Raw genomic sequence first — 21423 nt, forward strand, 5'->3', positions numbered from 1 at the left:
GCCCAGCCGGCCAGCCCCAGCAACAGCCCGGCGCAGGTGTAGCTCAGCACCCGGCCAACGTTGTAGGCCACGAGCAGGCGCAGCCGGCGGCCGCGTTGCTCGGCGGGGATGGCGAAGGTCAGGGCGCTCATCAGCCCGCCGCACATGCCCAGGCAATGACCGCCGCCGAGCAGGCCCAGGACGAAGGCCGAACCCAGCAGAGGCAGCAGCTCAGTCATCGTGGCGGCCTGAATCGGCGGGGCTGTCGCGTTTGATCGCCGCCTGATGCGCCGGGTCCTGGTCGTCGAACAGGATGCTGTGGGCGGGGCTGTCGAGGTCATCGTACTGACCGCTGTCCACCGCCCAGAAGAAGATGTAGACAGCCACGCCGACGAGCAGCAGGGCCGCGGGAATCATGATGTACAGGGCAGGCATGGTCAGCGCGCTCGGGGGTAGGCAGGGGCGCACAGCAAAGGTACGCCGTTCATGGTTGGGCCGGTGCAGCGCGGAGCAGGGGCTCAGGGGCTGGCGCTGCAGGCCTGACCTGGGTCAGGCGCAGCGCATTGAGCACCACCACCAGGGAACTGACCGACATGCCGATGGCTGCCCATACCGGGGTGATCCAGCCCAGCGCCGCGAAGGGTAGCATCAGGCCGTTGTAGACGGTGGCCCAGAGCAGATTCTGCAGGATGTTGCGGCGGGTGCGCTGAGCGAGGTCAAAGGTGGCGACCAGGGCCTGCAACCGATTGGACAGCAGCACCGCGTCGGCGCTGGTCTTGGCCAGGTCCGTGGCGCTGCCCATGGCGATACTGATGTCGGCTGCCGCCAGCACCGGCACGTCGTTGACCCCGTCTCCGAGCATCAGCACCTTGCGCCCCTCGGCCTGCAGGGCCTTGACCTGCGCCAGTTTGGCGTCCGGGAGCAGGCCGCCCAGGGCCTGGTCGAGGCCCAGCTGCGCAGCCACCTCGGCGACCATCGGCGAGCTGTCACCTGACAGCAGCAGGGTGTGCCAGCCGCGGGCCTTGCACGCTTCGACCAGCGCTGACGCATCGCTGCGCAGGCGATCATCCAGGCCGAACCAGGCCAGTGGGCCTGAACCATCGCCCAGCAGCAGCCACTGCCCTGACGACGCTGGCGGCGCCGGCGCGGTGGCGCCACTCAGGGCGCACACGAAGCGGGCTTGGCCGATGCGCAGCAGACGCCCGTCGACCTGGCCCTGCACACCCAGCCCAGGGGTGTTCGTCACCGCCTGTGCCGGCTGCGCGGCAGGCCCGAAGGCGCGCGCGATGGGGTGTTCGGAACGGGTCTCGAGCACTGCCGCCAGGGCCAGGCACTGGTCCGCCCCCAATGCGCCGAGCGGTTGGATGCTGCGCAGGGTCAGGCGCCCCTCGGTCAGCGTACCGGTCTTGTCGAACACCACCGTATCGATCTGGTTCAGGCCCTCCAGCACATGCCCGCGCGTGACCAGCAGGCCCAGCGTGTGCAAGGTGCCGGTGGCGGCCGTCAGCGCCGTGGGTGTGGCCAGCGAGAGCGCGCAGGGGCAGGTGGCGACCAGCATGGCCAGGACGATCCAGAACGCGCGGGCCGGGTCCAGCTGCCACCACAGCGCGCCGATCACCGCGGCTGCGATCAGCGAGCAGATCAGAAACACCTGCGCGGCGCGGTCGGCAATCTGCCCCAGGCGCGGTTTCTCCGCCTGTGCCCGCTCCAGCAGGCGTACAATGGCCGACAACCGGCTGTTCGGGCCGAGCGCTTCGACTTCAACGGTCAGGCTGCTGTCGACATTCAGCGTGCCGCCGGTTACCCGGTCCCCCTGGCGCCTGGCCAGTGGCAGGTATTCGCCGGTCAGCAGCGACTCATCCACGCTGGAGCAGCCTTCGACGATGCGCCCGTCTGCAGGAATCACCGCCCCCGGCAGCACCTGTACCCGCTCGCCCTGTTGCAACTCGCTGAGCAGGATGCGCTCGGCCTTGCCGGTGGCATCCAGGCGCAGGCACGAGGCTGGCAGCACATTGACCAGGTGCGCCGTTGCCGTAGCGGTGCGCTGGCGGGCGCGGCGCTCCAGGTAGCGGCCGGTCAATAGCAACAAGGCGAACATGCCGACCGTGTCGAAATACAGCTCGCCGCTGCCGGTGATGGCGGTCCAGATGCCGGCAGCAAAGGCCAGGCCGATGGCCAGTGACACCGACACATCCATGCTCAGGTGGCGGCTGCGCAGGTCGCGCAGCGCACCCTTGAAGAACGGCGCGCAGCTGTAGAACACGATGGGAATGGTCAGGAACAAGGCCACCCAGCGCAGGATGGTGTGCAGCTCAGGGGACAGGTCGACGTTGAATTCCGGCCAGGTGGCCATGGTCGCCATCATTGCCTGGAACCACAGCAGGCCGGCAACCCCCAGGCGGCGCAAGGCGCTGCGATTTTCCGCGGCGAGCCGTTCGCAGGCCTGGTCGGGTTGATAGGGGTGGGCGGCATAGCCGATGCGCCGCAGTTCTGCCAGCAGCGTGGACAGCGGCAGCGCCGCATCTGCCCAGCGCACGGTCAGGCGATGGCTGGAGAGGTTCAGCTGCGCGGCTTCAACGCCCGGCAGGGCGCGCAGGCGTTTCTCGATCAACCAGCCGCAGGCAGCGCAACTGATGCCTTCGACCATCAAGGTGGCCTCGGTCACGGGGCCGTCATGGCGCACGAAATGGCGTTGCACATCCGCGCGGTCGAACAGGCGCAGTTCATCCTGCAACTGCTGGGGCAAGGCTTCGGGGTTGGCGCTGGTCTCGCTGCGGTGCTGGTAGTAGTGCTCCAGGCCCGCAGCGACGATGGATTCGGCCACGGCCTGGCAGCCGGGGCAGCAGAGCACGCGGTCCTCGCCCAGCACCATGGCGCTGAAGCGGGTGCCGGCCGGCACCGGCAGGGCGCAGTGGTAGCAGGGGGTGGGATGGCTCATGGTTGCACGCCGCTGGCGGGTGTGTCCGGCACGGGTGCCTGGGCACAGGGCTGGGCTGGCGTGCATGGCGGGTCGTCATCACGCCACTCGCCGCCCACGGCGGCCGCTGCGCTGAAGCCGCGAAGGTTGCCGGCTGCGCCTGCATTCATGGCTTGCGCTCGGCCCCCAGCAGGGCCTCGTCACCCAGTTCCAGGCGCACGCCATGGCCCACGTTTTCCTCCTCGAACATCCGCCAGACCTTGCCGTTTTCTTCACCCAGCAGTTCGACGAAACGCCGGCCTTCGACCTTGTCATCGAGCTGGCCCAGATAGCGGCCGGAGCTAGCGTGGGCCAGCAGTACCTTGCGGTCGCGATCGGGCTGGGTGGGCGAAATCAGGTTCAGCTCGAGGGTGGCCGGTTCGCTCTGGCCGTCCAGGCGCAGCTCCACCTCGCCGGTCAGCTCATCCAGGTAGAGGCTGGCCTTCACGCCCAGGGCCTGCGCCAGCAGCTCGCGGTCCAGGGAGCGGTTGATGCCTTTGCCGGCCTCGTAGTAGTTGTCGTTGACCAGGTTGTCCGGGTTGTTCACCGCGATGGCGACCATCGACAGGCTCAGGGTCACCGAGCAGGTCAGGATGCCAATCAGGATCCAGGGCCAGAGGTGCTTGTACCAGGGGCTGGCGGCGGTAACGGGCATAACGGTTTCCCTTAGCGAATGGACGGGCCGATGAAACGGCTCTGGGCTTGGACCTCGGCGCCGCTGTCGTCAGCACTGCGCAGGGTGAACATCACTTCGTTGGTGGTGGACGGCAATGCCTCAGGCGCGACCGACAGCTGCACCGGCAGGCTGACGATGTCGCCGGCGCTGACGGCGATCTCGCGCCGGCCTTCCAGGCGCAGGTCCGGCAGGCCACTGGCGTCCAGGACATAGACGTGGTCGTGCTGGTCCTTGTTCATCACCTTGAGGCTGTAGACGTTCTCGATGCGGCCCTCGGCGTTCTCGCGGTACAGCACGCGATCCTTGCTCACATCGAAACCCACCAGCGGGCGCAGGGCAAAGGCGGTGGCCAGGGCGCCGACCATGACCAGCAGCACCAGGGCGTAGCCGATCAGGCGCGGGCGCACCATCTGGGTTTTCTGGCCGGAGAGGTTGTGCTCGGTGGTGTAGCTGATCAGCCCGCGCGGATAATGCATCTTGTCCATCACCGTGTCGCACACGTCGATGCACGCCGCGCAGCCGATGCAGTCGATCTGCAGGCCGTCGCGAATGTCGATGCCGGTGGGGCAGACCTGTACGCACAGGGTGCAGTCGATGCAATCGCCCAGGCCCTTGGCCTTGTAGTCGGTGTCTTTCTTGCGGGCACCGCGGGCTTCGCCGCGGCGTGGGTCGTACGAGACGATCAGAGTGTCCTTGTCGAACATCACGCTCTGGAAGCGCGAGTACGGGCACATGTGCACGCACACCTGCTCGCGCAGCCAGCCGGCGTTGCCGTAGGTGGCCAGGGTGAAGAAGCCGACCCAGAAATAGGCCCAGCCGTCGGCCTGGCCGGTGAACAGCTCGAACACCAGTTCGCGGATCGGTGCGAAGTAACCGACGAAGGTCAGCCCGGTGGCGAAGCCGATCAGCAGCCACAGGCTGTGCTTGGCGCTCTTGCGCACGAATTTGTTGGCACTCATGGGGGCTTTGTCGAGCTTCATGCGCTGGTTGCGGTCGCCCTCGGTGACCTTCTCGCACCACATGAAGATCCACGTCCACACGCTTTGCGGACAGGTGTAACCACACCACACACGGCCGGCGTACACGGTGATGAAGAACAGGCCGAACGCGGCGACGATGAGAATGCCCGAGAGCAGGATGAAATCCTGTGGCCAGATGGTGGTGCCGAAGATGTAGAACTTGCGCTCGGGCAGGTTCCACCACACGGCCTGGTGGCCGCCCCAGTTCAGCCACACGGTGCCGAAATACAGCAGGAACAGCACCGCGCCGGCGAGCATGCGCACGCGGCGGAACAGGCCGGTGAAGGCCTTGGTGTAGATATTCTTGCGTGAAGCGTAGAGGTCAACGGAAACCGTCCCCTTGGCGGGGGTAACGTCCTGTAATGGAATCTGCTTGCTCATCATCGTGTCCCACGGCGGTGGAAGAGGGTGCCGCGGCCAATGCGTGCCGGCCGCGGTCATGTCTGGGTTGGCGCCTGCGAGCAATGATACGCCTGTCGGGAGCCCTCAAGTCGTGGGTGCGACATCAGGTCGCATTGGGTTATGTATCGTTATCGTGTAAAGGCCGTCGCCTTGACCCACATCAATTGACAGCCGCGTGTACCCCACGAATAACGCCCCATTTCAGTACAGCGCCAGGCGGTCGATGACTTCGGCTGCGCGCCAGTCGTTGCGCGAAACCAGCTTGACGCTCATGGCTCGACCATCATCGTCCAGCTCTGCCAGCAGGTAGGTGCTCTGCGAAGCCGAGCCACTCAGGTAAATCGGCACCTGGCCGTAATGGCCGCGATAAAAGGCGCCGGGCTCCTTGTGCAGATGGCCGGCGAACAGTGCGCTCACCCGGTAGTGGCGGATCATGGCCTTGAACCGCATGGCTTCGTCGCGGCTGCCGTCCCAGTCATCGGGCTTGTGCAAGTTCAGCAATACGGTCTGGCCATGGCTGTGGGCTTCCTGCAACTGCTGCTCGAGCCAGTCGAGCGAGTCGACGACGACAAATCGATAATGGCGCTCGACCGGCCACGCCCAGCCGCTGGTGAACTGCGTGCGGTAGGTCGGCTCGTTGTTCAGCTGGATCAGGCGTACCTGGCCGAAACTCTGGCTGTAGGCAAGGCTGCCGGAGTACAGGTCCCTGATTTCGTTGCTTTCGACCTGCAGGTCGAAGGCATCGACGCGCGCCTGATGATGGTTGACCAGGTCGAGGATGCTGTCTCTGGCGGCGCCATTGTTGAACGTGTCGTCGATGTTGTTCTGGTAGTCGTGGTTGCCAAGGCCGAAGTAGTAGTTGTCGTTGAGCAGCGTTTTCAGCGTGGGGTGGACGAACTCGCGCTGCCAGCCGTGTCCGAAGGCGGTCATGTCACCGTTGATCATCACCGGGATACCGACACCGCCGCGGTGCTGACGGTACTCGGCGATGCTGCTGTACTGCTCCTTGATCAGTGCTTGCGATTGCAGATCGCGGGCAGCGTTGGACTGCTCCAGGCCATCGTCGCTGGCAGGGGTCCAGGGGTACTGCGGGTCGGAGGCGAAGACGAAGGCTCGGGGTGTGGCGCGCTGACCGTAACGGCCCTGCTGTTTCGGTGGCAGGGCGTCGGGGTAGGGGTATGCGTTCATTGTGTCGGTTCCTCTTGGCAAGACAGGCAGAGCGCCTGTGCCAAGAGCATTTCGCACTGACCTGCGCCGCGGCAGCCGGCACCGCTTCCCCGCACACGGCCGAGCCACGGTGCACGCCGGGCTCAGGCGCAGGTCACTGGCCATCGGCCGCCTCTTGCTTGGGATGCGACAGGCTGTACACATACGCGGCCAGCACATGCACCTTGTCATTGCCCTGCAACTGCGCCTGCGCCGGCATCTGCCCCTGGCGGCCCAGGCGGATGGTCTGCTGAAGCTGGGCGAAGCTCGATCCATAAATGAACGCGTCGGCCCGGGTCAGGTCAGGCGCGCCCATCACCGGTGTGCCTTTGCCTTGCGCACCATGGCAGGCCACGCAACTGGTGGCGAAGACCGCCTGGCCCCGGTCAGCGTCGGCACTGACGCCTTGGGGCAGCGGGCGATCGTTGAGCCGCGTCAGCACGAACGCCGACACATCCGCCACGCCCTGTTCGCCGATCACTGCCACCCAGCCGGGCATCACGCCGTGCCGACCGTTCATGATGCTGGTCTTGATGGTCTCTGGATCGCCGCCCCAACGCCACACGTCATCGGTCAGGTTGGGGAAGCCATACGCGCCCTTGGCGTCGGAGCCATGGCACACCGAGCAATTGTTGGCGAACAGTCGCGCGCCCATCTTCAATGCGTTGGCATCTTGCGCGACCGCCTCCACCGGCATGGCGGCGTATTTGGCGTACAGCGGGCCGAAGCGGGCGTTGGCGCGGGCCATTTCCTTTTCCCATTCGTGCACGCCACTCCAGCCGGTGTCGCCGGTGGCGAATTCGGTCTTGTTGGCGTTATCCAGGTAGCTGTAGCCGGGCAGAATGCCGCGCCAGTTGCCCAGCCCCGGGTACAGCACCAGATAGCCCACGGCAAACACCAGGGTGCCGACGAACAGCCAGAACCACCAGGTGGGCAGCGGGTTGTCGTACTCCTCGATGCCATCGAAGGCGTGACCGACGGTGTCTTCGGTGGTGTCCTCGCGCTGGCCCTTGCGGGTCGAGAGCAGCAGCCAGGTCAGGCCGACCAGGGTCGCGAGGGTGAGCACGCTGACGTACAGGCTCCATGCGGTGGTCATGGTTGCTGGCTCCCGGGCGCCTGATCCGGCACCTTCTTGTCGGTAGGCCCGGCGCTGCGCCGGGCCTGGGCATCATCGGCGAACGGCAGTAGCGTTGCCTCGTCGAAATCCTGCTTGCGTTTTGGGCTGAACACCCACAGGGCCAGCCCGATGAAGGCCACCAGCACCACCACGGTGCCCAGGCCGCGAATCATCCCGATATCCATCAGCGTTTGCTCTTTATCAGCGTGCCCAGGCCTTGCAGATAGGCCACCAGTGCGTCCATTTCCGTCTTGCCCTTGACCCCCGCGCTGGCACCGGCAATGTCAGCGTCGCTGTAGGGCACGCCGAGGCTGCGCAGCACCTCGAGCTTCTTCGCCGTGTCCTTGCCGTCGAGGGTGTTTTCCACCAGCCACGGGTAGGCCGGCATCTTCGATTCGGGCACCACGTTGCGCGGGTTGTACAGGTGCGCGCGGTGCCAGTCATCGGAGTAGCGTGCGCCCACCCGGGCCAGGTCCGGCCCGGTGCGCTTGGAGCCCCACAGGAACGGGTGGTCCCACACGCTTTCACCGGCCACCGAATAGTGGCCATAGCGCTCGGTCTCGGCGCGAAACGGCCGGATCATCTGCGAGTGGCAGCCCACGCAGCCTTCGCGGATATAAATGTCGCGGCCCTCGACTTCCAGCGCGGTACGCGGCTTCATGCCCTCGACCGGCAGGTTGGTGACGTCCTGGAAGAACAGCGGCACGATCTGCGTCAGCCCGCCGATGCTCACGGCGATGACCATGAACAGCGCCAGCAGGCCGACATTCTTTTCAAGCACTTCGTGTTTCATCAGTGCGCCCCCACGGTGGTGACGATGCGTGCGGCGGCGTCGGCCTGCTCAGGGTTGCCGGCACGGATGGTGCGCAAGGTGTTCCAGGCCATCAGCAGCATGCCGGAGGCAAAGATCGCGCCGCCGATGGCGCGCACGATGTAGCCGGCGTGGCTGGCCTGCAGCGCTTCGACGAACGAGAACGTCAGCGTGCCGTCGTCATTCACCGCGCGCCACATCAGGCCCTGGGTGATGCCGTTGACCCACATCGAGGCGATGTACAGCACGGTGCCGATGGTCGCCAGCCAGAAGTGCGCGTTGATCAGGCCGACGCTGTGCATCTGTTCGCGGCCGTAGAGGCGCGGGAGCATGTGGTAGACCGAGCCGATCGAGATCATCGCCACCCAGCCCAGGGCGCCGGCGTGCACGTGGCCGATGGTCCAGTCGGTGTAGTGCGACAGCGCGTTGACGGTCTTGATCGCCATCATCGGGCCTTCGAAAGTGGACATGCCGTAGAACGCCAGCGAGACCACCAGAAAGCGCAGGATCGGGTCGGTGCGCAATTTATGCCAGGCCCCGGAGAGGGTCATCATGCCGTTGATCATCCCGCCCCAGCTCGGCGCCAGGAGGATGATCGACATCACCATGCCCAGCGACTGCGCCCAATCGGGCAGCGCGGTGTAGTGCAGGTGGTGGGGGCCGGCCCAGATGTACAGGGTGATCAGCGCCCAGAAGTGCACGATCGACAGCCGGTACGAGTAGATCGGCCGCTCGGCCTGCTTGGGCACGAAGTAGTACATCATCCCCAGAAAGCCGGTGGTCAGGAAGAACCCGACCGCGTTGTGTCCGTACCACCACTGGATCATCGCGTCGGTGGCGCCGGCGTAGGCCGAATACGACTTGAACAGGTTCACGGGCAGTGAGGCGTGGTTGACGATGTGCAGCATCGCCGTGACCAGAATGAAGGCCCCGTAGAACCAGTTGCCGACATAGATGTGCTTGGTGTTGCGCTTGACCAGCGTGCCGAAGAACACCAGCGCATAGCTGACCCACACCACGGCCAGCAGAATCGCCAGCGGCCATTCGAGTTCGGCGTATTCCTTGCTGGTGGTATAGCCCAGCGGCAGCGTGACCAGTGCGCCGAGGATCACCGCTTGCCAGCCCCAGAAGGTGAAGGCGGCCAGCCTGTCAGAGACCAGCCGGGCCTGGCAGGTGCGTTGCACGACATAGAAGCTGGTGCCCATCAGTGCACAGCCGCCGAACGCGAAGATCACCAGATTGGTGTGCAGTGGGCGCAGGCGGCCGAAGCTCAGCCAGGGCAGGTCGAAGTTGAGCTGGGGCCAGACCAGCTGCGAGGCGATGAACACCCCCAGGCCCATGCCCACCATCCCCCAGACCACCGTCATGATGGCGAACTGGCGGACGACCCGGTAGTTGTACGCGGTTGGACGAAATGCAGTGTTCATTGCAAGGTTCCACGGTCGTGATGTTCTTGTTGGTCGTCAATCGGCGCCAGTATCGGTAAGCCCAAGGGCTCTGGCAACGCACGCACGCCTGCGCCGACCTGTGTCACGGGGCTCCTTTCAGGCAGTGAACTGCCGCAAGAGGTGAGAGGAGTGTACACAAACAAATAGTTGTTATGTGTACCGTTTCTCGGTTTTTTCTGATCGATTGGTCAGTCTTTTGGAGGTGTTCCAGCGGCAGCGGAGGGAGGTACTCAGGTGGGAAGGGCCTGAAGCGAGGGTTGTCATGGTCGACACGGGATGGGAGCGGTGTTTGGGCCTATTGGCTGCTTGTGCGCAGGGGTTGGGGCGCGCGTCGTGCGACGCCGACCGGGCTCGCCCGAACTCCTTTTTAGCCGGCACACCGCAACCCCCTGTGGGAGCGACTTCAGTCGCGATGGGCTGTGAAGCAGCCCCAATGGCTTCGGTCGCGGTTTGTCTGGCGATACGCGGCGCATGGATCAGGCCGGCTGCGCCGACCATCGCGACTGAAGTCGCTCCCACAGGGGGGGAGAGGCTGGAATCCGGGTTTGCTGGGATTGTTGCGCAGGCTGAAACCTGCTTGCCGCAGGCGGGCTGGATTGTGCTCGATTGCGGCGCGAGCGAAGGCGGGGCCTGCACGGCCCCGCGCGGGGAGGGGTTAGCGGGTGGTATCGGCTTTGGCGGGTCCCGGCTGCGACAGGCTGTACACATAAGCGGCCAGCAGATGCACCTTGTCATTGCCCTGGATATCACGTTGCGCAGGCATCTGGCCCTGACGGCCGTACCGGATGGTCTGTTGCAACTGGGCGAAGCTCGAACCGTAGATGAAGGCCTGTGCCACGGTCAGGTCCGGCGCGCCCAGCATCGGCGTGCCTTTGCCTTCCGGCCCATGACAGGCCACGCAGTTGGCGGCGAAGATCGCCTGGCCCTTGCTGGCATCGGCACTGACCGTGTCGGGCAGGGTGCGCTTGTTCAGGCCGGTGATGACGTACGCGGACACATCGGCCACACCTTGCTCGCCGATCACCTCTGCCCAGCCTGGCATCACGCCGTGGCGACCGTCCATGATCGATTGCTTGATGGTGTCGGGCTCGCCGCCCCAGCGCCAGCTCTGGTCGGTCAGGTTGGGGAAACCGTATGCACCCTTGGCGTCGGAGCCGTGGCACACCGAGCAGTTCGAGGCGAACAAACGCCCGCCCATGCGCAGCGCCTGTGGGTCTTTGGCGACTTCCTCAACCGGCATCGCCGCATATTTGGCGAACAGCGGGCCGAACTGCGCATCGGCGCGGTCCATTTCCTTCTGCCATTCGTTGACGCCGGTCCAGCCGTTTTCATAACCCGGCAGAATGCCCTTCCAGTTGCCCAGGCCCGGATAGAGGATCAGGTAGCCCACGGCAAACACCAAGGTGCCCACGAACAGCCAGAACCACCATTTGGGCAGGGGGTTGTCGTACTCCTCGATGCCGTCGAAGCTGTGGCCCATGGTCTGGTCGGTGGTGTCACTGCTCTGCCCCTTGCGGGTCGAGAGCAGCAGCCAGGTCAGGCCGATCAGGCTGCCCAAGGTCAGTACGCTGATGTACGTACTCCAGAAAGTGGTCATTGCCCGTTACTCCTCATGGCAGGCTCCTGCCCGGCGGGGGGCAGGTTGTCGTCGTCGAAGGGCAGCAGGCGCGCTTCGGCGAAATCACGGTCGCGGCGACGGTTGAACACCCAGAGGGTCAGGCCGATGAAGGCGATGAACACCACCAGTGTGCCCAGGCCACGGATCATGCCGATGTCCAGTTCCATGGCGATTACCTCTTGTTCTTGATGGCGGTGCCGAGCACTTGCAGGTACGCCACCAGGGCGTCCATCTCGGTCTTGCCCTTGACCGCGTCACGGGCACCGGCGATGTCTTCGTCGGTGTACGGCACGCCCAGCCCGCGCAAGGTCCGCAGCTTGGTGTCGGTGTGGCTGTTGTCGACCGGCGTGGCGACCAGCCACGGGTAGGCCGGCATCTTCGATTCGGGCACCACGTTGCGCGGGTTGTACAGGTGCGCGCGGTGCCAGTCATCGGAGTAGCGCGCGCCGACCCGGGCCAGGTCCGGCCCGGTGCGTTTCGAGCCCCAGAGGAACGGGTGGTCCCACACGCTTTCACCGGCCACCGAGTAATGGCCATAGCGCTCGGTCTCGGCGCGGAACGGCCGGATCATCTGCGAGTGGCAACCCACGCAGCCCTCGCGGATGTAGATGTCACGCCCTTCGAGCTGCAGCGCGGTGTAGGGCTTCATGCCCTCGACCGGGGTGTTGGTGACGTCCTGGAAGAACAGCGGAACGATCTGCGTCAGGCCGCCGACACTGACGGCGAGCACCATCAGCAAGGCCAGCAGGCCGACGTTCTTTTCAATGACTTCGTGTTTCATCAGGCGGTGCTCCTCAAGCCAGCTGGGCGTTCGCGTTAACGGCTACGCTGGCGGGTTCGCGCACGGTGCGCCAGGTGTTCCAGGCCATCAGCAGCATGCCGCTGAGGAAGATCGCCCCGCCGACGAAGCGCACGATGAAGCCAGGGTGGCTGGCCACCAGGGTTTCGACGAACGAGTAGGTCAGCGTGCCGTCGCTGTTGACCGCGCGCCACATCAGGCCCTGGGCGATGCCGTTGACCCACATCGAGGCGATGTACAGCACGGTGCCGATGGTCGCCAGCCAGAAGTGCGCGTTGATCAGGCCAATGCTGTACATGCGTTCCTTGCCGAACACTTTCGGGATGGTGTGGTACATGGCGCCAATCGAGATCATCGCCACCCAGCCCAGGGCGCCGGCGTGGACGTGGCCGATGGTCCAGTCGGTGTAGTGGGAGAGGGCGTTGACGGTCTTGATCGCCATCATCGGGCCTTCGAATGTGGACATGCCGTAGAACGCCAGCGACACCACCAGGAAACGCAGGATCGGGTCGCTGCGCAGTTTGTGCCAGGCACCCGAGAGGGTCATCATGCCGTTGATCATGCCGCCCCAGCTCGGGGCCAGCAGCACCAGCGACATCACCATGCCCAGCGACTGCGCCCAATCGGGCAGCGCCGTGTAGTGCAGGTGGTGCGGGCCGGCCCAGATGTACAGGGTGATCAGCGCCCAGAAGTGCACGATCGACAGGCGATACGAGTACACCGGCCGTTCGGCCTGCTTGGGCACGTAGTAGTACATCATCCCGAGGAAGCCTGCGGTGAGGAAGAAGCCCACGGCGTTGTGCCCGTACCACCACTGCACCATGGCATCGGTGGCGCCGGCATAGACCGAGTAGGACTTGGTCAGGCTCACCGGCACTTCCAGGTTGTTGACGATGTGCAGGATCGCCACGGTCAGGATGAAGGCACCGAAGAACCAGTTGCCGACATAGATGTGCTTGGTGTTGCGCTTCATCAGCGTGCCGAAGAAGACGATCGCGTAGGCCACCCAGACGATGGTGATCAGGATGTCGATCGGCCATTCGAGCTCGGCGTATTCCTTGGAGCTGGTGTAGCCCAGCGGCAGCGAGATCGCGGCCAACAGGATCACCAGCTGCCAGCCCCAGAAGGTGAAGGCGGCGAGGCGCGGTGCGAACAGGGTGGTCTGACAGGTGCGCTGCACCGAGTAATAGGAGGTGGCGAACAATGCGCAGCCACCGAAGGCGAAGATCACAGCGTTGGTGTGGAGCGGTCGCAGGCGGCCGAAGCTGGTCCAGGGCAGGTCGAAGTTGAGGGCAGGCCAGACGAGCTGGGCGGCGATGAAGACGCCGATCCCCATCCCGACGATGCCCCACACCACCGTCATGATGGAGAATTGGCGAACCACCTGGTAGTTGTAGGCGGCGCTAAGGGTTGTGTTCATGTATGGGTTCCCATCCACGGTTATAGGCAGGCTAAAAAGCGAGGGAAGGATGGAAGATGGGCAATTGGCCGGTATTGACGGGGATCAATGGGCACAGGTCGGAAAAGTTACAGGCTTGCGCTGCGACCTGCCCGATTCACGGGGGGTAGACGGCTGTCAGGCGGGCCTGATTCTGGCCCATGGCGCCGGCGCGCCAATGGACAGTCCATTCATGGAACAGATCGCGCAAAGGCTGGCAGGGCAAGGGGTCGCGGTGCTGCGTTTCGAGTTTCCCTACATGGCCCAGCGGCGTCGGGATGGTGGGCGCAGACCGCCCAATCAACAGGCGGTTCTGCTTGACTGCTGGCGTGAGGTCTACAGCCGGGTGCGACCATTGGTCACAGGCCGTCTGGCGGTCGGCGGCAAGTCCATGGGCGGGCGCATGGCCAGTCTGCTGGCCGACGAGTTGGGCGCCGATGCCCTGGTGTGCCTGGGCTACCCGTTCTACGCCGCCGGCAAACCGGAAAAGCCGCGCACTGCACACCTGGCCAGCGTGCGCACGCCAAGCTTGATCGTGCAGGGCGAGCGCGATGCGCTGGGCAACCGGCAGACGGTGGAGGGCTACCGGCTGTCACCGGCCATCGAGGTGTGTTGGCTGGAAGCGGCCGACCACGACCTGAAACCGCTCAAGGCGTCGGGGTTCAGCCATGACGGGCACCTGCAGCGTACGGCCGAGCGGGTGGCGGCGTTTCTGAAGGGCTAGTGCGTGAGAGGGGCTGCGCAGGTACGTGTGAGGTGGCAATGCTGAAGATCGCGAGGTGCAGGCGCATGTCTTGTGCAGAGGGTTGCGCAGCCAGGCGGCTGCGCAGCATAGGCGATCAGTCGTGGTACTCGCACAGGTAGGCGGTGTCGACTTCGACCTTGAGCTGGAACTTGCTGTCGGCCGGGACGTGGAACGTGCTGCCCGCAGCAAAGGTTTCCCAGGTCTCGCTGCCCGGCAGCTTGACGGTCAGCGCGCCGGCCACGACCTGCATGACTTCGCGTTTGGCGGTCCCGAATTCGTAGTCGCCCGGGGCCATCACCCCGACCGTGGCCGGGCTTTGCGTGCCCTGGAAGGCGATCGATTTGACGGTGCCGTCGAAGTACTCGTTGACCTTGAACATGGGCGACTCCTGGATACAAGACGTAGGAAAAATGGCTGGCCAGTATGCCCAAGGCACCTGCCAGCGTCATCTGCTTTCAGGTGACGTGCGCCGGCAGGCTCAGCGGCAGCAAGCGCGCCGTGTTGCGGGCATCTTCCAGGGCGCGGTGCTGCTGGCCGTTGAACTGCAGCCCCGCCAGGTGCAGGGCACTGTTCAGGCCCATCGGCTTGGGCAGGTGCCGGGCCTTGGCAAAGCGCTGCTTGAGGTTGATGTGCGGCAGGTTCGCCAGCAGGCTGTGGATCTGGTGCATGCGCCACTCCTGCAGCAGTTGCAGGCGATCGTAGTCGCCCCAGCTGACCCATGCCCGCAATTGCTCGCCGTGCTGCGCCAACCAAGGCTCGAACGCCGCCCAGACTTGCGCCAGCGATGCCGCTGCATCGACGCTGGCCTGGCTGATGTGGGTCAGCTGGCTGCAGAACGGTGTCAACTGTGGCCGCCTGCGCGGGCGTACCAGGCGTTGGAAGTGGTCGACTTCACGCCCTTCACGGGTCACCAGGGTGGCGCCGATTTCGATGATTTCCATGTCCGTGACCGGCCAGCCGCCTTCGTCGGTCGTGGCTTCCAGGTCAATAACCAACCAGTGGCCCATGCCAGGCTCCTTTGAATAGGGGGTACAGCGTAGCCAAAGGTCTAATGTCGTGCCCGCTGTCAGCGGTTGTATCGGCGTAGCAAAGCGCCTAGCTTGGAGGGGCAAGGCTTCCTGTCCCCGCCATGAGTGTCAATTTGAGCCGATCGTCCCGAGTAAAGACCGCGCTGTGCGGCCTATCGTTCGCCCTGTATTGGCTGGTGCTGCCCACCTGGGTCGAAGCGGCGCAGGACGTGCGCATGGGTGCCGCGCATTTTCCGCCCTACACCCAGCGCCCCGAGCGGGGCAGCGACAGCGGTTTGCTCCAGCAACTGGCCGATGCGCTGAATACCGTGCAGCAGGACTACCATTTCGTACTGGTGCCTACCTCGATTCCACGGCGATTTCGCGACTTGCAGAATAGCCGCACCGACCTGGCGATCTTCGAGAACCCCGCGTGGGGCTGGCAGCACATTCCCCATCAAGCCGTGGACATGGGCCTGGAAGATGCCGAACTGTTCGTCGCCCGGCGCGCCCAAGGGCGCACCGAGCGTTACTTCGATCAGCTGGCCGGCAAGCGCCTGGCGCTGTTCAACGGCTATCACTACGCGTTTGCCCAGTTCAACGCCGACCCGCACTACCTGGCGCAGGTGCACGCCGCCAGCCTCACCTACTCCCACGAAAGCAACCTGTACATGGTCCAGCGCGGACGTGCCGATGTAGCCCTGGTGACCCGCTCGTACCTGATCGACTTCCTCGCCCGTCATCCCGCCAGCGCGCAGGCGTTGCTGGTCTCCGAACGGGTCGATCAGGTCTATCGGCACTACGCGATCCTGCGCCCGCAGGCGCCGATCAGCGCCGAGGCCTTTGCCGCATTGTTGGAACGCTTGCGCAGCAGTGGCGAGCTGCAGCGCATCTTCGCGCCGTATCAGATCGCCGTGACGTCCAGGCCGGGGGCTTAAATTCCGCCCGCGCGCAGACGTTTCTGCAGCGAGACCTTCAATTGCGAGCCGTGAACATGCCCAACCCCCTGCTGGCGCCAACCCCGATGCCGCCGCGCTGGCGCAGTCTTGTCGCCGAGGCGGACGAGGCCTGCCTGGACCTGAGACTGGAAGGCCGGCCGCTGATCCGGCTGCGCCAGGTGCCCGGTGCCGTGCCCGCGCTGCACCTGCAGACACTGTGCGCCGAGCGCCCGCAGCAGGGCCTGTGGGCAGCCTGCTACTGGTGGTTCGCTCGCCACCCCGAGTGCCAGCATCTGACGGTGCACGTGCCGGCCGAACAGATCCCGGTGCTGAGCGCCAGCCTGGCCTGCGGCCTGCTGCTGGCGACCGAGCAGCCCGGCCAGTTCAGCTGTGAGCGCGGGCTGTTCTGGCAATTGCCGCAGCCCTGGCTCGGCGATGCGCCGCGTCCGGTGTTCCCGGCGCAGATGATCTTCAGCCAAGGCAAACGGCACCCGCGCCGGCCACCCAAACCCGACGGCGAGGTGTACCGGCGCTACGATTCGCACCTGGGCGCCTGGGTATCGCTGCGCAGCCTCGACATCGACCAGGACCTCGAACGCTTCAACCGCTGGCAGAACACCCCGCGCGTGCTCGCGTTCTGGGACGAGGGCGGTACCCTTGAACAGCACCGCCAGTACCTGCAACGGCTGCACCACGACCCCCACACGCGGACCCTGATCGGCTGCTTCAACGACGAGCCGTTTGCCTACTTCGAGGCCTACTGGGCCAAGGAAGACCGCATCGCACCGTTCTACGACGTCGACGATTACGACCGCGGCATCCACATGCTGGTGGGCGAAGACGCGCACCGCGGCCCGCACAAGGTGGCCAGCTGGATGTCGGCGCTGGTGCACTATCTGTTCCTCGATGACCCGCGCACCCAGCGCGTGGTCGCAGAGCCGCGTGCCGACAATCAACGCATGATCAGCTACCTGGAGCAGGCGGGTTTTCACTGCGACAAGGCCTTTGATTTTCCGCACAAACGGGCGGCCTTGATGGTGCTGGGGCGTGAGCGCTTCTTCGACCGTTGCCCGCTCGGCTGAGCCTGCCAGCGGGCTGGCCGCAGGAGCGCCGGGCCGAATCAGGGGTTGGCCGCGGGCAGGGCGCCGGCCCCGTTCAGGTGTCGAACTGCAAGCATCGGTCTGTGTGCATCAGGTCAATGCTCCGCGCGTGCCGAGGCCCGTTGTAGCGGTCGCACAGGCGCCAATGCCGCGATAGGGAGGTCGGCCATCAGCCTTGGCAGTTGGCGGTCTTGCGGCAGTGGATCAGCGCGTCGCGGATCATGAAATTGACCAGTGTCGGCGACACACCCAGCTCCTTGGCGATGTCTTTTTGCGGCACGCCATGCAGCCGATACATTTCAAAGGCGTAGCGGGTGCGCTGGGGCAGTTCGTTGAGCGCCTCGGCGATGTGCTCCAAGGTGCTGAAGTTGATGTGGCTGGCTTCCGGGGAGGCGTTGAGCAGGACGACGTTGAGGCCTTCCTCCTCAGGACCGGAGTACTTCAGCTCCATGGCCTGCTTGCGGTAGTGATCGATCGCCAGGTTGCGCACGATCTGGAACAGGTAGCTCAGCTGGGCCTTGAACGAGGAGGTGATCTGCGGCGCCGCCGCGAGGCGGAAGAAGGCGTCCTGCACCACGTCTTCGGCACGCGAGCGGCAGCCGGTGATGCGTGCGGCGATCTTCACGAGGATGGTGCGGTTGTCGACGAATGCCTGGAGCAATGGTGAATCGCACTTACTTGTGGATAGTTGTTCCGTCATGGAAATCACCTGGTCGCAAGAGGAAAAGGACATGCACCGTGTAAGGCAGCCCTGAGACGGACGACACGCTAAGCAAGATGATAATGATTGTCAATTGCGAAAGTTAATTAGTTTCGGAATTTTTCGCGTTCAGGGGCAGTCATTTGACCCGCTGCGCGTTTCAGGCCTGTGACCGTTGCATCACGCTTTGATGGACGCTGGGCGAGGCAAGGCAGGCTGGGTTGCCTGCCATCGCTCCGCAGTGCCTCAGTCCTCCCTCGCCAGCGCACACAATGCAGGCCAGGCAGCCCTGCGGCTGCCGTCAGACCATGAGCTGCGGCTCGCACACCCCTGCGCCTGCCCGGTTAATTTCTGCTCCTGCCCGTCCGTTTCTCTGGATATCCCACCGCCGTCTGCCGCTGCGCCCAGCGCGTGCTCGCACGGCGCGACCTTTCCAGACTCTGGCAGGAACATTCCATGATGGACGCCTTCGAACGCCCGCTCACGCTGGTCCAGGCCCTGACGCAACGCGCCGCGCGTACCCCCGAGCAGATTGCCCTGCGCTTTCTCGCCGACCAGCCTTGCGACCAGGCCGTGCTCAGCTACCGTGACCTCGACCAGCGCGCCCGCAGCATCGCTGCCGCCTTGCAGGCCCGCGCGGAGTTCGGCGAGCGTGCGGTGCTGCTGTTTCCCAGCGGTCCCGACTATGTGGCGGCATTCTTCGGCTGCCTGTATGCCGGGGTGATCGCGGTGCCGGCCTACCCGCCAGAGTCCTCGCGCCCGCACCACCAGGAACGCCTGCGCTCGATCATCGACGATGCCCAACCGCGCCTGCTGCTGACCATCCAGGCCCTGCACGACAGCCTGCAAGGGCTGGAGGCGCTGCAGCGTCCCGAGGCGCCAGCCCTGCTCGCGGTGGATGCGCTTGACCCGGCCATGGCCGCCGACTGGCAGGCCCCAGCCCTGGTCGATGCCGACATCGCCTTCCTGCAATACACCTCCGGCTCCACGGCCTTGCCCAAGGGCGTGCAGGTCAGCCATGGCAACCTGGTGGCCAACGAAGCACTGATCCGCCAGGGTTTCGGTATCGACCTGAACCCCGACGATGTGATCGTCAGCTGGCTGCCGCTGTACCACGACATGGGCCTGATTGGCGGGCTGCTGCAGCCGATCTACAGCGGCGTGCCCTGCGTGCTGATGTCGCCCGGCTATTTCCTCGCCCGCCCGCAACGCTGGTTGCAGGCCATCAGCGAGTACGGCGGCACCATCAGCGGTGGCCCGGACTTCGCCTATCGCTTGTGCAGCGAGCGGGTCAGCGATGCCGCCCTGGCTGGCCTCGACCTGAGCCGCTGGCGCGTGGCCTATTCCGGCTCCGAGCCGATTCGCCACGACAGCCTGAACGGTTTTGCCGAACGCTTTCGTAGCACCGGTTTCGAGCCGTCGAGCTTCTTCGCCAGCTATGGCCTGGCCGAGGCCACGCTGTTCGTCAGCGGCAGTCGCCGTGGCGGCGGGATCGCGGCCTTGCAGGTCGATGCCCAGGCGCTGGCCGCGCACCGCATCGAGGCGGGCGAGGGCAGTGTGCTGATGAGCTGCGGCTTTGCCCAGCCGGGGCATGCCGTGCAGGTGGTCGACCCGCAGTCGCTGCAGACCCTTGGCGAGAATCAGGTGGGTGAGATCTGGGCGGCCGGCCCTAGCATCGCGCTGGGCTACTGGCGCAACCCTGAAGCCAGCGCGCACACGTTCGTGGTGCGCGACGGCCAGACCTGGTTGCGCACCGGCGACCTGGGCTTTCTGCGCAATGGCGAGCTGTTCGTCAGCGGGCGCCTGAAAGACCTGCTGATCGTGCGCGGCCAGAACCTCTACCCGCAGGACCTGGAGCAGACCCTGGAGCGTCAGGTCGAAGGCCTGCGCAAAGGCCGCGTGGCGGTCTTCGCGGTGGAGCACCAAGGCGAAGAGGGCATTGGCGTGGCCGTGGAAGTGGGCCGCAGCGTGCAGAAAACGCTGCCTGCGCACCGGTTGATCACCGCGCTGCGTCAGACCCTCGCCGAGGCCTGCAATCAGGCGCCGGCGGTGGTCCTGCTGCTCAACCCAGGGGCGTTGCCCAAGACCTCCAGCGGCAAACTGCAACGTTCAGCCTGCCGCCTGCGCATGGACGACGGCAGTCTCGACTGCTATGCCCGTTTCCCCGACACAGTGGCGCAGGGCACGCCTGCCGAGGGCAACCACGACGCGCTGCAAGCGCGCATCGCCGCACTCTGGTGCGATCAGCTCAAGCTCGGCGCCGTGGCCCCTGACGACCACTTCCTGCTGCTGGGCGGCAACTCCATCGCCGCTGCCCAGCTCAGCGCCCGTGTGGCCGATGAGCTGGGCGTCAACCTGAGCCTGCGGACCTTGTTCGAAGCGCCAACCCTGGCGGCCTACACTGCCGCCGTGGCCGAACGGTTGGCCGCAGGTTACGCCATGGCCAGCCAGATCGCCGTGCACTCGCGTGAACAGGCGCTGGCGCAATCGCTGGCACAAAACCGCCTGTGGCTGCTCTGGCAACTGGAGCCGCACTCGGCGGCGTACAACATTCCCGCCGGGCTGAGCCTGCGCGGCGAGCTGGACGTCGCGGCCGTCGAGGCAGCGTTCCAGGCACTGGTGGACCGCCATGAATCGCTGCGCACCCGGTTCAGCGAAATCGACGGCCAGGCCCTGCAGCACATCCAGCGCGCTGTGCTCTTCAACCTCCAACAGCGCGATCTCAGCGGGCTGAGCGATGCCGAGCTGGCCACGCAGCGCGAGATCGAGGCCCAGCAACCCTTCGACCTGCGCCAAGGCCCGCTGCTGCGCGTGACCCTGGTGCGCCAGGACGACGAACAGCACCAGCTGTGGGTGACCCTGCACCACATCGTTGCCGACGGTTGGTCGCTGAACATCCTGCTCGACGAGTTCGCCAGGCTGTACGCCAGCCCCGGCAGCGCGGCGCAGCTACCCGCATTGCCCATGGGCTATGCCGATCACGCTCAGTGGCAGCGTCAGTGGCTGGCGGACGGCGAGGCCGCGCGCCAGCTCGATTACTGGCAGCAGCGCCTGGGCGACGAACTGCCCGTGCTTGACCTGCCCACCGACCACCCCCGTAGCAGCACGCATGATCGCCGCGCGGCGCGCCTGCAGGTGAGGGTGCCAGCCGCGCTCGGCGTCGCCCTCGAGGAGCTGGCGCGCAGCCACCAGGCCAGCCTGTTCATGGTCCTGCTGGCCGGCTGGCAAGCGCTGCTGTACCGCTACACCGGGCAGGCCGACATCCGCGTCGGCGTGCCCAATGCCAACCGCCCACGGCTGGAGGCCCAGGGCCTGGTGGGCTTTTTCATCAACACCCAGGTGCTGCGCAGTGAGCTGGACGCACGGCTGCCTTTCACGGGGCTGCTGGAGCAGGTGCGTCGCAGCACGCTCGATGCCCAGTCGCACCAGGATCTGCCCTTCGAACAACTGCTCGAAGCGTTGCC

The 21423-nt window shown here is 65.5% G+C and carries 21 protein-coding genes; 4 read left to right on the top strand and 17 right to left on the bottom strand.

The features are described from left to right. The 14 genes from RT028_RS12220 to ccoN (RT028_RS12285) form a co-directional block, all read right to left on the bottom strand. On the bottom strand, positions 1–218 hold a 218-nt coding region (locus RT028_RS12220; protein WP_312935168.1), incomplete at its 3' end, for a sulfite exporter TauE/SafE family protein. Beyond that, positions 211–414, bottom strand: a complete 204-nt coding sequence (ccoS, locus tag RT028_RS12225; RefSeq protein WP_312935170.1) for a cbb3-type cytochrome oxidase assembly protein CcoS — start codon at positions 412–414, stop codon at positions 211–213. The genes ccoS and RT028_RS12220, both read right to left, overlap by 8 nt. Positions 415–463: 49 nt before the next feature. Then, positions 464–2917: a heavy metal translocating P-type ATPase gene (locus tag RT028_RS12230; protein ID WP_312935172.1), complete on the bottom strand. Its 2454-nt coding sequence runs from the start codon at positions 2915–2917 to the stop codon at positions 464–466. Between the two features lie 145 nt (positions 2918–3062). Next, positions 3063–3590 carry a FixH family protein gene (locus RT028_RS12235; protein WP_312935174.1) on the bottom strand — a complete coding sequence of 176 codons (528 nt, stop codon included), beginning with the start codon at positions 3588–3590 and terminating at the stop codon, positions 3063–3065. Positions 3591–3601: 11 nt separating this feature from the next. Continuing rightward, on the bottom strand, positions 3602–5011 hold the full coding sequence (ccoG, locus tag RT028_RS12240) for a cytochrome c oxidase accessory protein CcoG (RefSeq protein WP_312935175.1): 1410 nt from the start codon (positions 5009–5011) through the stop codon (positions 3602–3604). 222 nt (positions 5012–5233) lie between these two features. Continuing rightward, positions 5234–6220 (bottom strand): metallophosphoesterase family protein, encoded by a 987-nt coding sequence (locus RT028_RS12245; protein ID WP_312935176.1) that lies wholly within the window; start codon positions 6218–6220, stop codon positions 5234–5236. A gap of 133 nt (positions 6221–6353) precedes the next feature. Continuing rightward, entirely contained in the window at positions 6354–7334 is a 981-nt protein-coding gene (gene ccoP, locus RT028_RS12250; protein WP_312935177.1) for a cytochrome-c oxidase, cbb3-type subunit III, read from the bottom strand. Further along, the gene (locus RT028_RS12255; RefSeq protein ID WP_312935179.1) at positions 7331–7540 is read right to left on the bottom strand and encodes a cbb3-type cytochrome c oxidase subunit 3; all 210 of its coding nucleotides are present in this window, start codon (positions 7538–7540) and stop codon (positions 7331–7333) included. The genes ccoP (RT028_RS12250) and RT028_RS12255 overlap by 4 nt, the downstream gene beginning before the upstream one ends. Next, a complete protein-coding gene (ccoO, locus tag RT028_RS12260) occupies positions 7540–8148 on the bottom strand; it encodes a cytochrome-c oxidase, cbb3-type subunit II (protein WP_312935180.1) in 609 nt (202 codons plus the stop codon). The genes RT028_RS12255 and ccoO (RT028_RS12260) overlap by 1 nt, the downstream gene beginning before the upstream one ends. Then, the gene (gene ccoN / locus RT028_RS12265) at positions 8148–9593 is read right to left on the bottom strand and encodes a cytochrome-c oxidase, cbb3-type subunit I (protein WP_312935181.1); all 1446 of its coding nucleotides are present in this window, start codon (positions 9591–9593) and stop codon (positions 8148–8150) included. The genes ccoO (RT028_RS12260) and ccoN (RT028_RS12265) overlap by 1 nt, the downstream gene beginning before the upstream one ends. Before the next feature lie 676 nt (positions 9594–10269). After that, positions 10270–11211: a cytochrome-c oxidase, cbb3-type subunit III gene (gene ccoP, locus RT028_RS12270; RefSeq protein ID WP_312935182.1), complete on the bottom strand. Its 942-nt coding sequence runs from the start codon at positions 11209–11211 to the stop codon at positions 10270–10272. Next, on the bottom strand, positions 11208–11399 hold the full coding sequence (locus RT028_RS12275) for a CcoQ/FixQ family Cbb3-type cytochrome c oxidase assembly chaperone (RefSeq protein WP_312935183.1): 192 nt from the start codon (positions 11397–11399) through the stop codon (positions 11208–11210). Before RT028_RS12275 ends, ccoP (RT028_RS12270) begins: the two co-directional genes overlap by 4 nt. Positions 11400–11404: 5 nt before the next feature. After that, entirely contained in the window at positions 11405–12013 is a 609-nt protein-coding gene (ccoO, locus tag RT028_RS12280; RefSeq protein WP_312935184.1) for a cytochrome-c oxidase, cbb3-type subunit II, read from the bottom strand. Positions 12014–12026: 13 nt separating this feature from the next. Next, a complete protein-coding gene (ccoN, locus tag RT028_RS12285) occupies positions 12027–13451 on the bottom strand; it encodes a cytochrome-c oxidase, cbb3-type subunit I (protein WP_312935186.1) in 1425 nt (474 codons plus the stop codon). A 49-nt stretch (positions 13452–13500) separates the two neighbouring features. Between ccoN (RT028_RS12285) and RT028_RS12290 the strand changes: the two genes are divergently transcribed. Then, entirely contained in the window at positions 13501–14193 is a 693-nt protein-coding gene (locus RT028_RS12290; RefSeq protein WP_312935188.1) for an alpha/beta family hydrolase, read from the top strand. Between the two features lie 115 nt (positions 14194–14308). Here the strand turns inward: RT028_RS12290 and RT028_RS12295 are convergent, their stop codons facing one another. After that, complete coding sequence (locus RT028_RS12295; RefSeq protein ID WP_312935190.1) at positions 14309–14593, bottom strand: pyrimidine/purine nucleoside phosphorylase; 285 nt, start codon at positions 14591–14593, stop codon at positions 14309–14311. Positions 14594–14669: 76 nt separating this feature from the next. Next, positions 14670–15221, bottom strand: coding sequence for an exonuclease domain-containing protein (locus RT028_RS12300; protein ID WP_312935191.1), 552 nt, complete (start codon positions 15219–15221; stop codon positions 14670–14672). A 236-nt stretch (positions 15222–15457) separates the two neighbouring features. Between RT028_RS12300 and RT028_RS12305 the strand changes: the two genes are divergently transcribed. Together RT028_RS12305 and RT028_RS12310 are read left to right on the top strand one after the other, a co-directional pair. Next, complete coding sequence (locus RT028_RS12305) at positions 15458–16159, top strand: transporter substrate-binding domain-containing protein (protein WP_312935201.1); 702 nt, start codon at positions 15458–15460, stop codon at positions 16157–16159. Between the two features lie 56 nt (positions 16160–16215). Continuing rightward, the gene (locus RT028_RS12310; protein WP_312935193.1) at positions 16216–17241 is read left to right on the top strand and encodes a GNAT family N-acetyltransferase; all 1026 of its coding nucleotides are present in this window, start codon (positions 16216–16218) and stop codon (positions 17239–17241) included. 187 nt (positions 17242–17428) lie between these two features. Here RT028_RS12310 and RT028_RS12315 read toward each other — a convergent pair whose 3' ends face one another. Next, positions 17429–17959, bottom strand: a complete 531-nt coding sequence (locus RT028_RS12315) for an RNA polymerase factor sigma-70 (protein WP_312935197.1) — start codon at positions 17957–17959, stop codon at positions 17429–17431. A gap of 456 nt (positions 17960–18415) precedes the next feature. Between RT028_RS12315 and RT028_RS12320 the strand changes: the two genes are divergently transcribed. Then, positions 18416–21423 (top strand): condensation domain-containing protein (locus RT028_RS12320; RefSeq protein ID WP_312935198.1); only part of this gene is annotated, 3008 nt, incomplete at its 3' end.

It is taken from the genome of Pseudomonas sp. (assembly GCF_032058845.1).
Classification (GTDB): domain Bacteria; phylum Pseudomonadota; class Gammaproteobacteria; order Pseudomonadales; family Pseudomonadaceae; genus Aquipseudomonas.

What these genes read in the sequence shown, in the direction of transcription:
- ccoS (WP_312935170.1), bottom strand. Translation starts at nt 414, where the DNA reads ATGCCTGCCCTGTACATCATGATTCCCGCGGCCCTGCTGCTCGTCGGC.
- RT028_RS12230 (WP_312935172.1), bottom strand. Translation starts at nt 2,917, where the DNA reads ATGAGCCATCCCACCCCCTGCTACCACTGCGCCCTGCCGGTGCCGGCC.
- RT028_RS12235 (WP_312935174.1), bottom strand. Translation starts at nt 3,590, where the DNA reads ATGCCCGTTACCGCCGCCAGCCCCTGGTACAAGCACCTCTGGCCCTGG.
- ccoG (WP_312935175.1), bottom strand. Translation starts at nt 5,011, where the DNA reads ATGAGCAAGCAGATTCCATTACAGGACGTTACCCCCGCCAAGGGGACG.
- RT028_RS12245 (WP_312935176.1), bottom strand. Translation starts at nt 6,220, where the DNA reads ATGAACGCATACCCCTACCCCGACGCCCTGCCACCGAAACAGCAGGGC.
- ccoP (WP_312935177.1), bottom strand. Translation starts at nt 7,334, where the DNA reads ATGACCACCGCATGGAGCCTGTACGTCAGCGTGCTCACCCTCGCGACC.
- RT028_RS12255 (WP_312935179.1), bottom strand. Translation starts at nt 7,540, where the DNA reads ATGGATATCGGGATGATTCGCGGCCTGGGCACCGTGGTGGTGCTGGTG.
- ccoO (WP_312935180.1), bottom strand. Translation starts at nt 8,148, where the DNA reads ATGAAACACGAAGTGCTTGAAAAGAATGTCGGCCTGCTGGCGCTGTTC.
- ccoN (WP_312935181.1), bottom strand. Translation starts at nt 9,593, where the DNA reads ATGAACACTGCATTTCGTCCAACCGCGTACAACTACCGGGTCGTCCGC.
- ccoP (WP_312935182.1), bottom strand. Translation starts at nt 11,211, where the DNA reads ATGACCACTTTCTGGAGTACGTACATCAGCGTACTGACCTTGGGCAGC.
- RT028_RS12275 (WP_312935183.1), bottom strand. Translation starts at nt 11,399, where the DNA reads ATGGAACTGGACATCGGCATGATCCGTGGCCTGGGCACACTGGTGGTG.
- ccoO (WP_312935184.1), bottom strand. Translation starts at nt 12,013, where the DNA reads ATGAAACACGAAGTCATTGAAAAGAACGTCGGCCTGCTGGCCTTGCTG.
- ccoN (WP_312935186.1), bottom strand. Translation starts at nt 13,451, where the DNA reads ATGAACACAACCCTTAGCGCCGCCTACAACTACCAGGTGGTTCGCCAA.
- RT028_RS12290 (WP_312935188.1), top strand. Translation starts at nt 13,501, where the DNA reads ATGGAAGATGGGCAATTGGCCGGTATTGACGGGGATCAATGGGCACAG.
- RT028_RS12295 (WP_312935190.1), bottom strand. Translation starts at nt 14,593, where the DNA reads ATGTTCAAGGTCAACGAGTACTTCGACGGCACCGTCAAATCGATCGCC.
- RT028_RS12300 (WP_312935191.1), bottom strand. Translation starts at nt 15,221, where the DNA reads ATGGGCCACTGGTTGGTTATTGACCTGGAAGCCACGACCGACGAAGGC.
- RT028_RS12305 (WP_312935201.1), top strand. Translation starts at nt 15,458, where the DNA reads ATGGGTGCCGCGCATTTTCCGCCCTACACCCAGCGCCCCGAGCGGGGC.
- RT028_RS12310 (WP_312935193.1), top strand. Translation starts at nt 16,216, where the DNA reads ATGCCCAACCCCCTGCTGGCGCCAACCCCGATGCCGCCGCGCTGGCGC.
- RT028_RS12315 (WP_312935197.1), bottom strand. Translation starts at nt 17,959, where the DNA reads ATGACGGAACAACTATCCACAAGTAAGTGCGATTCACCATTGCTCCAG.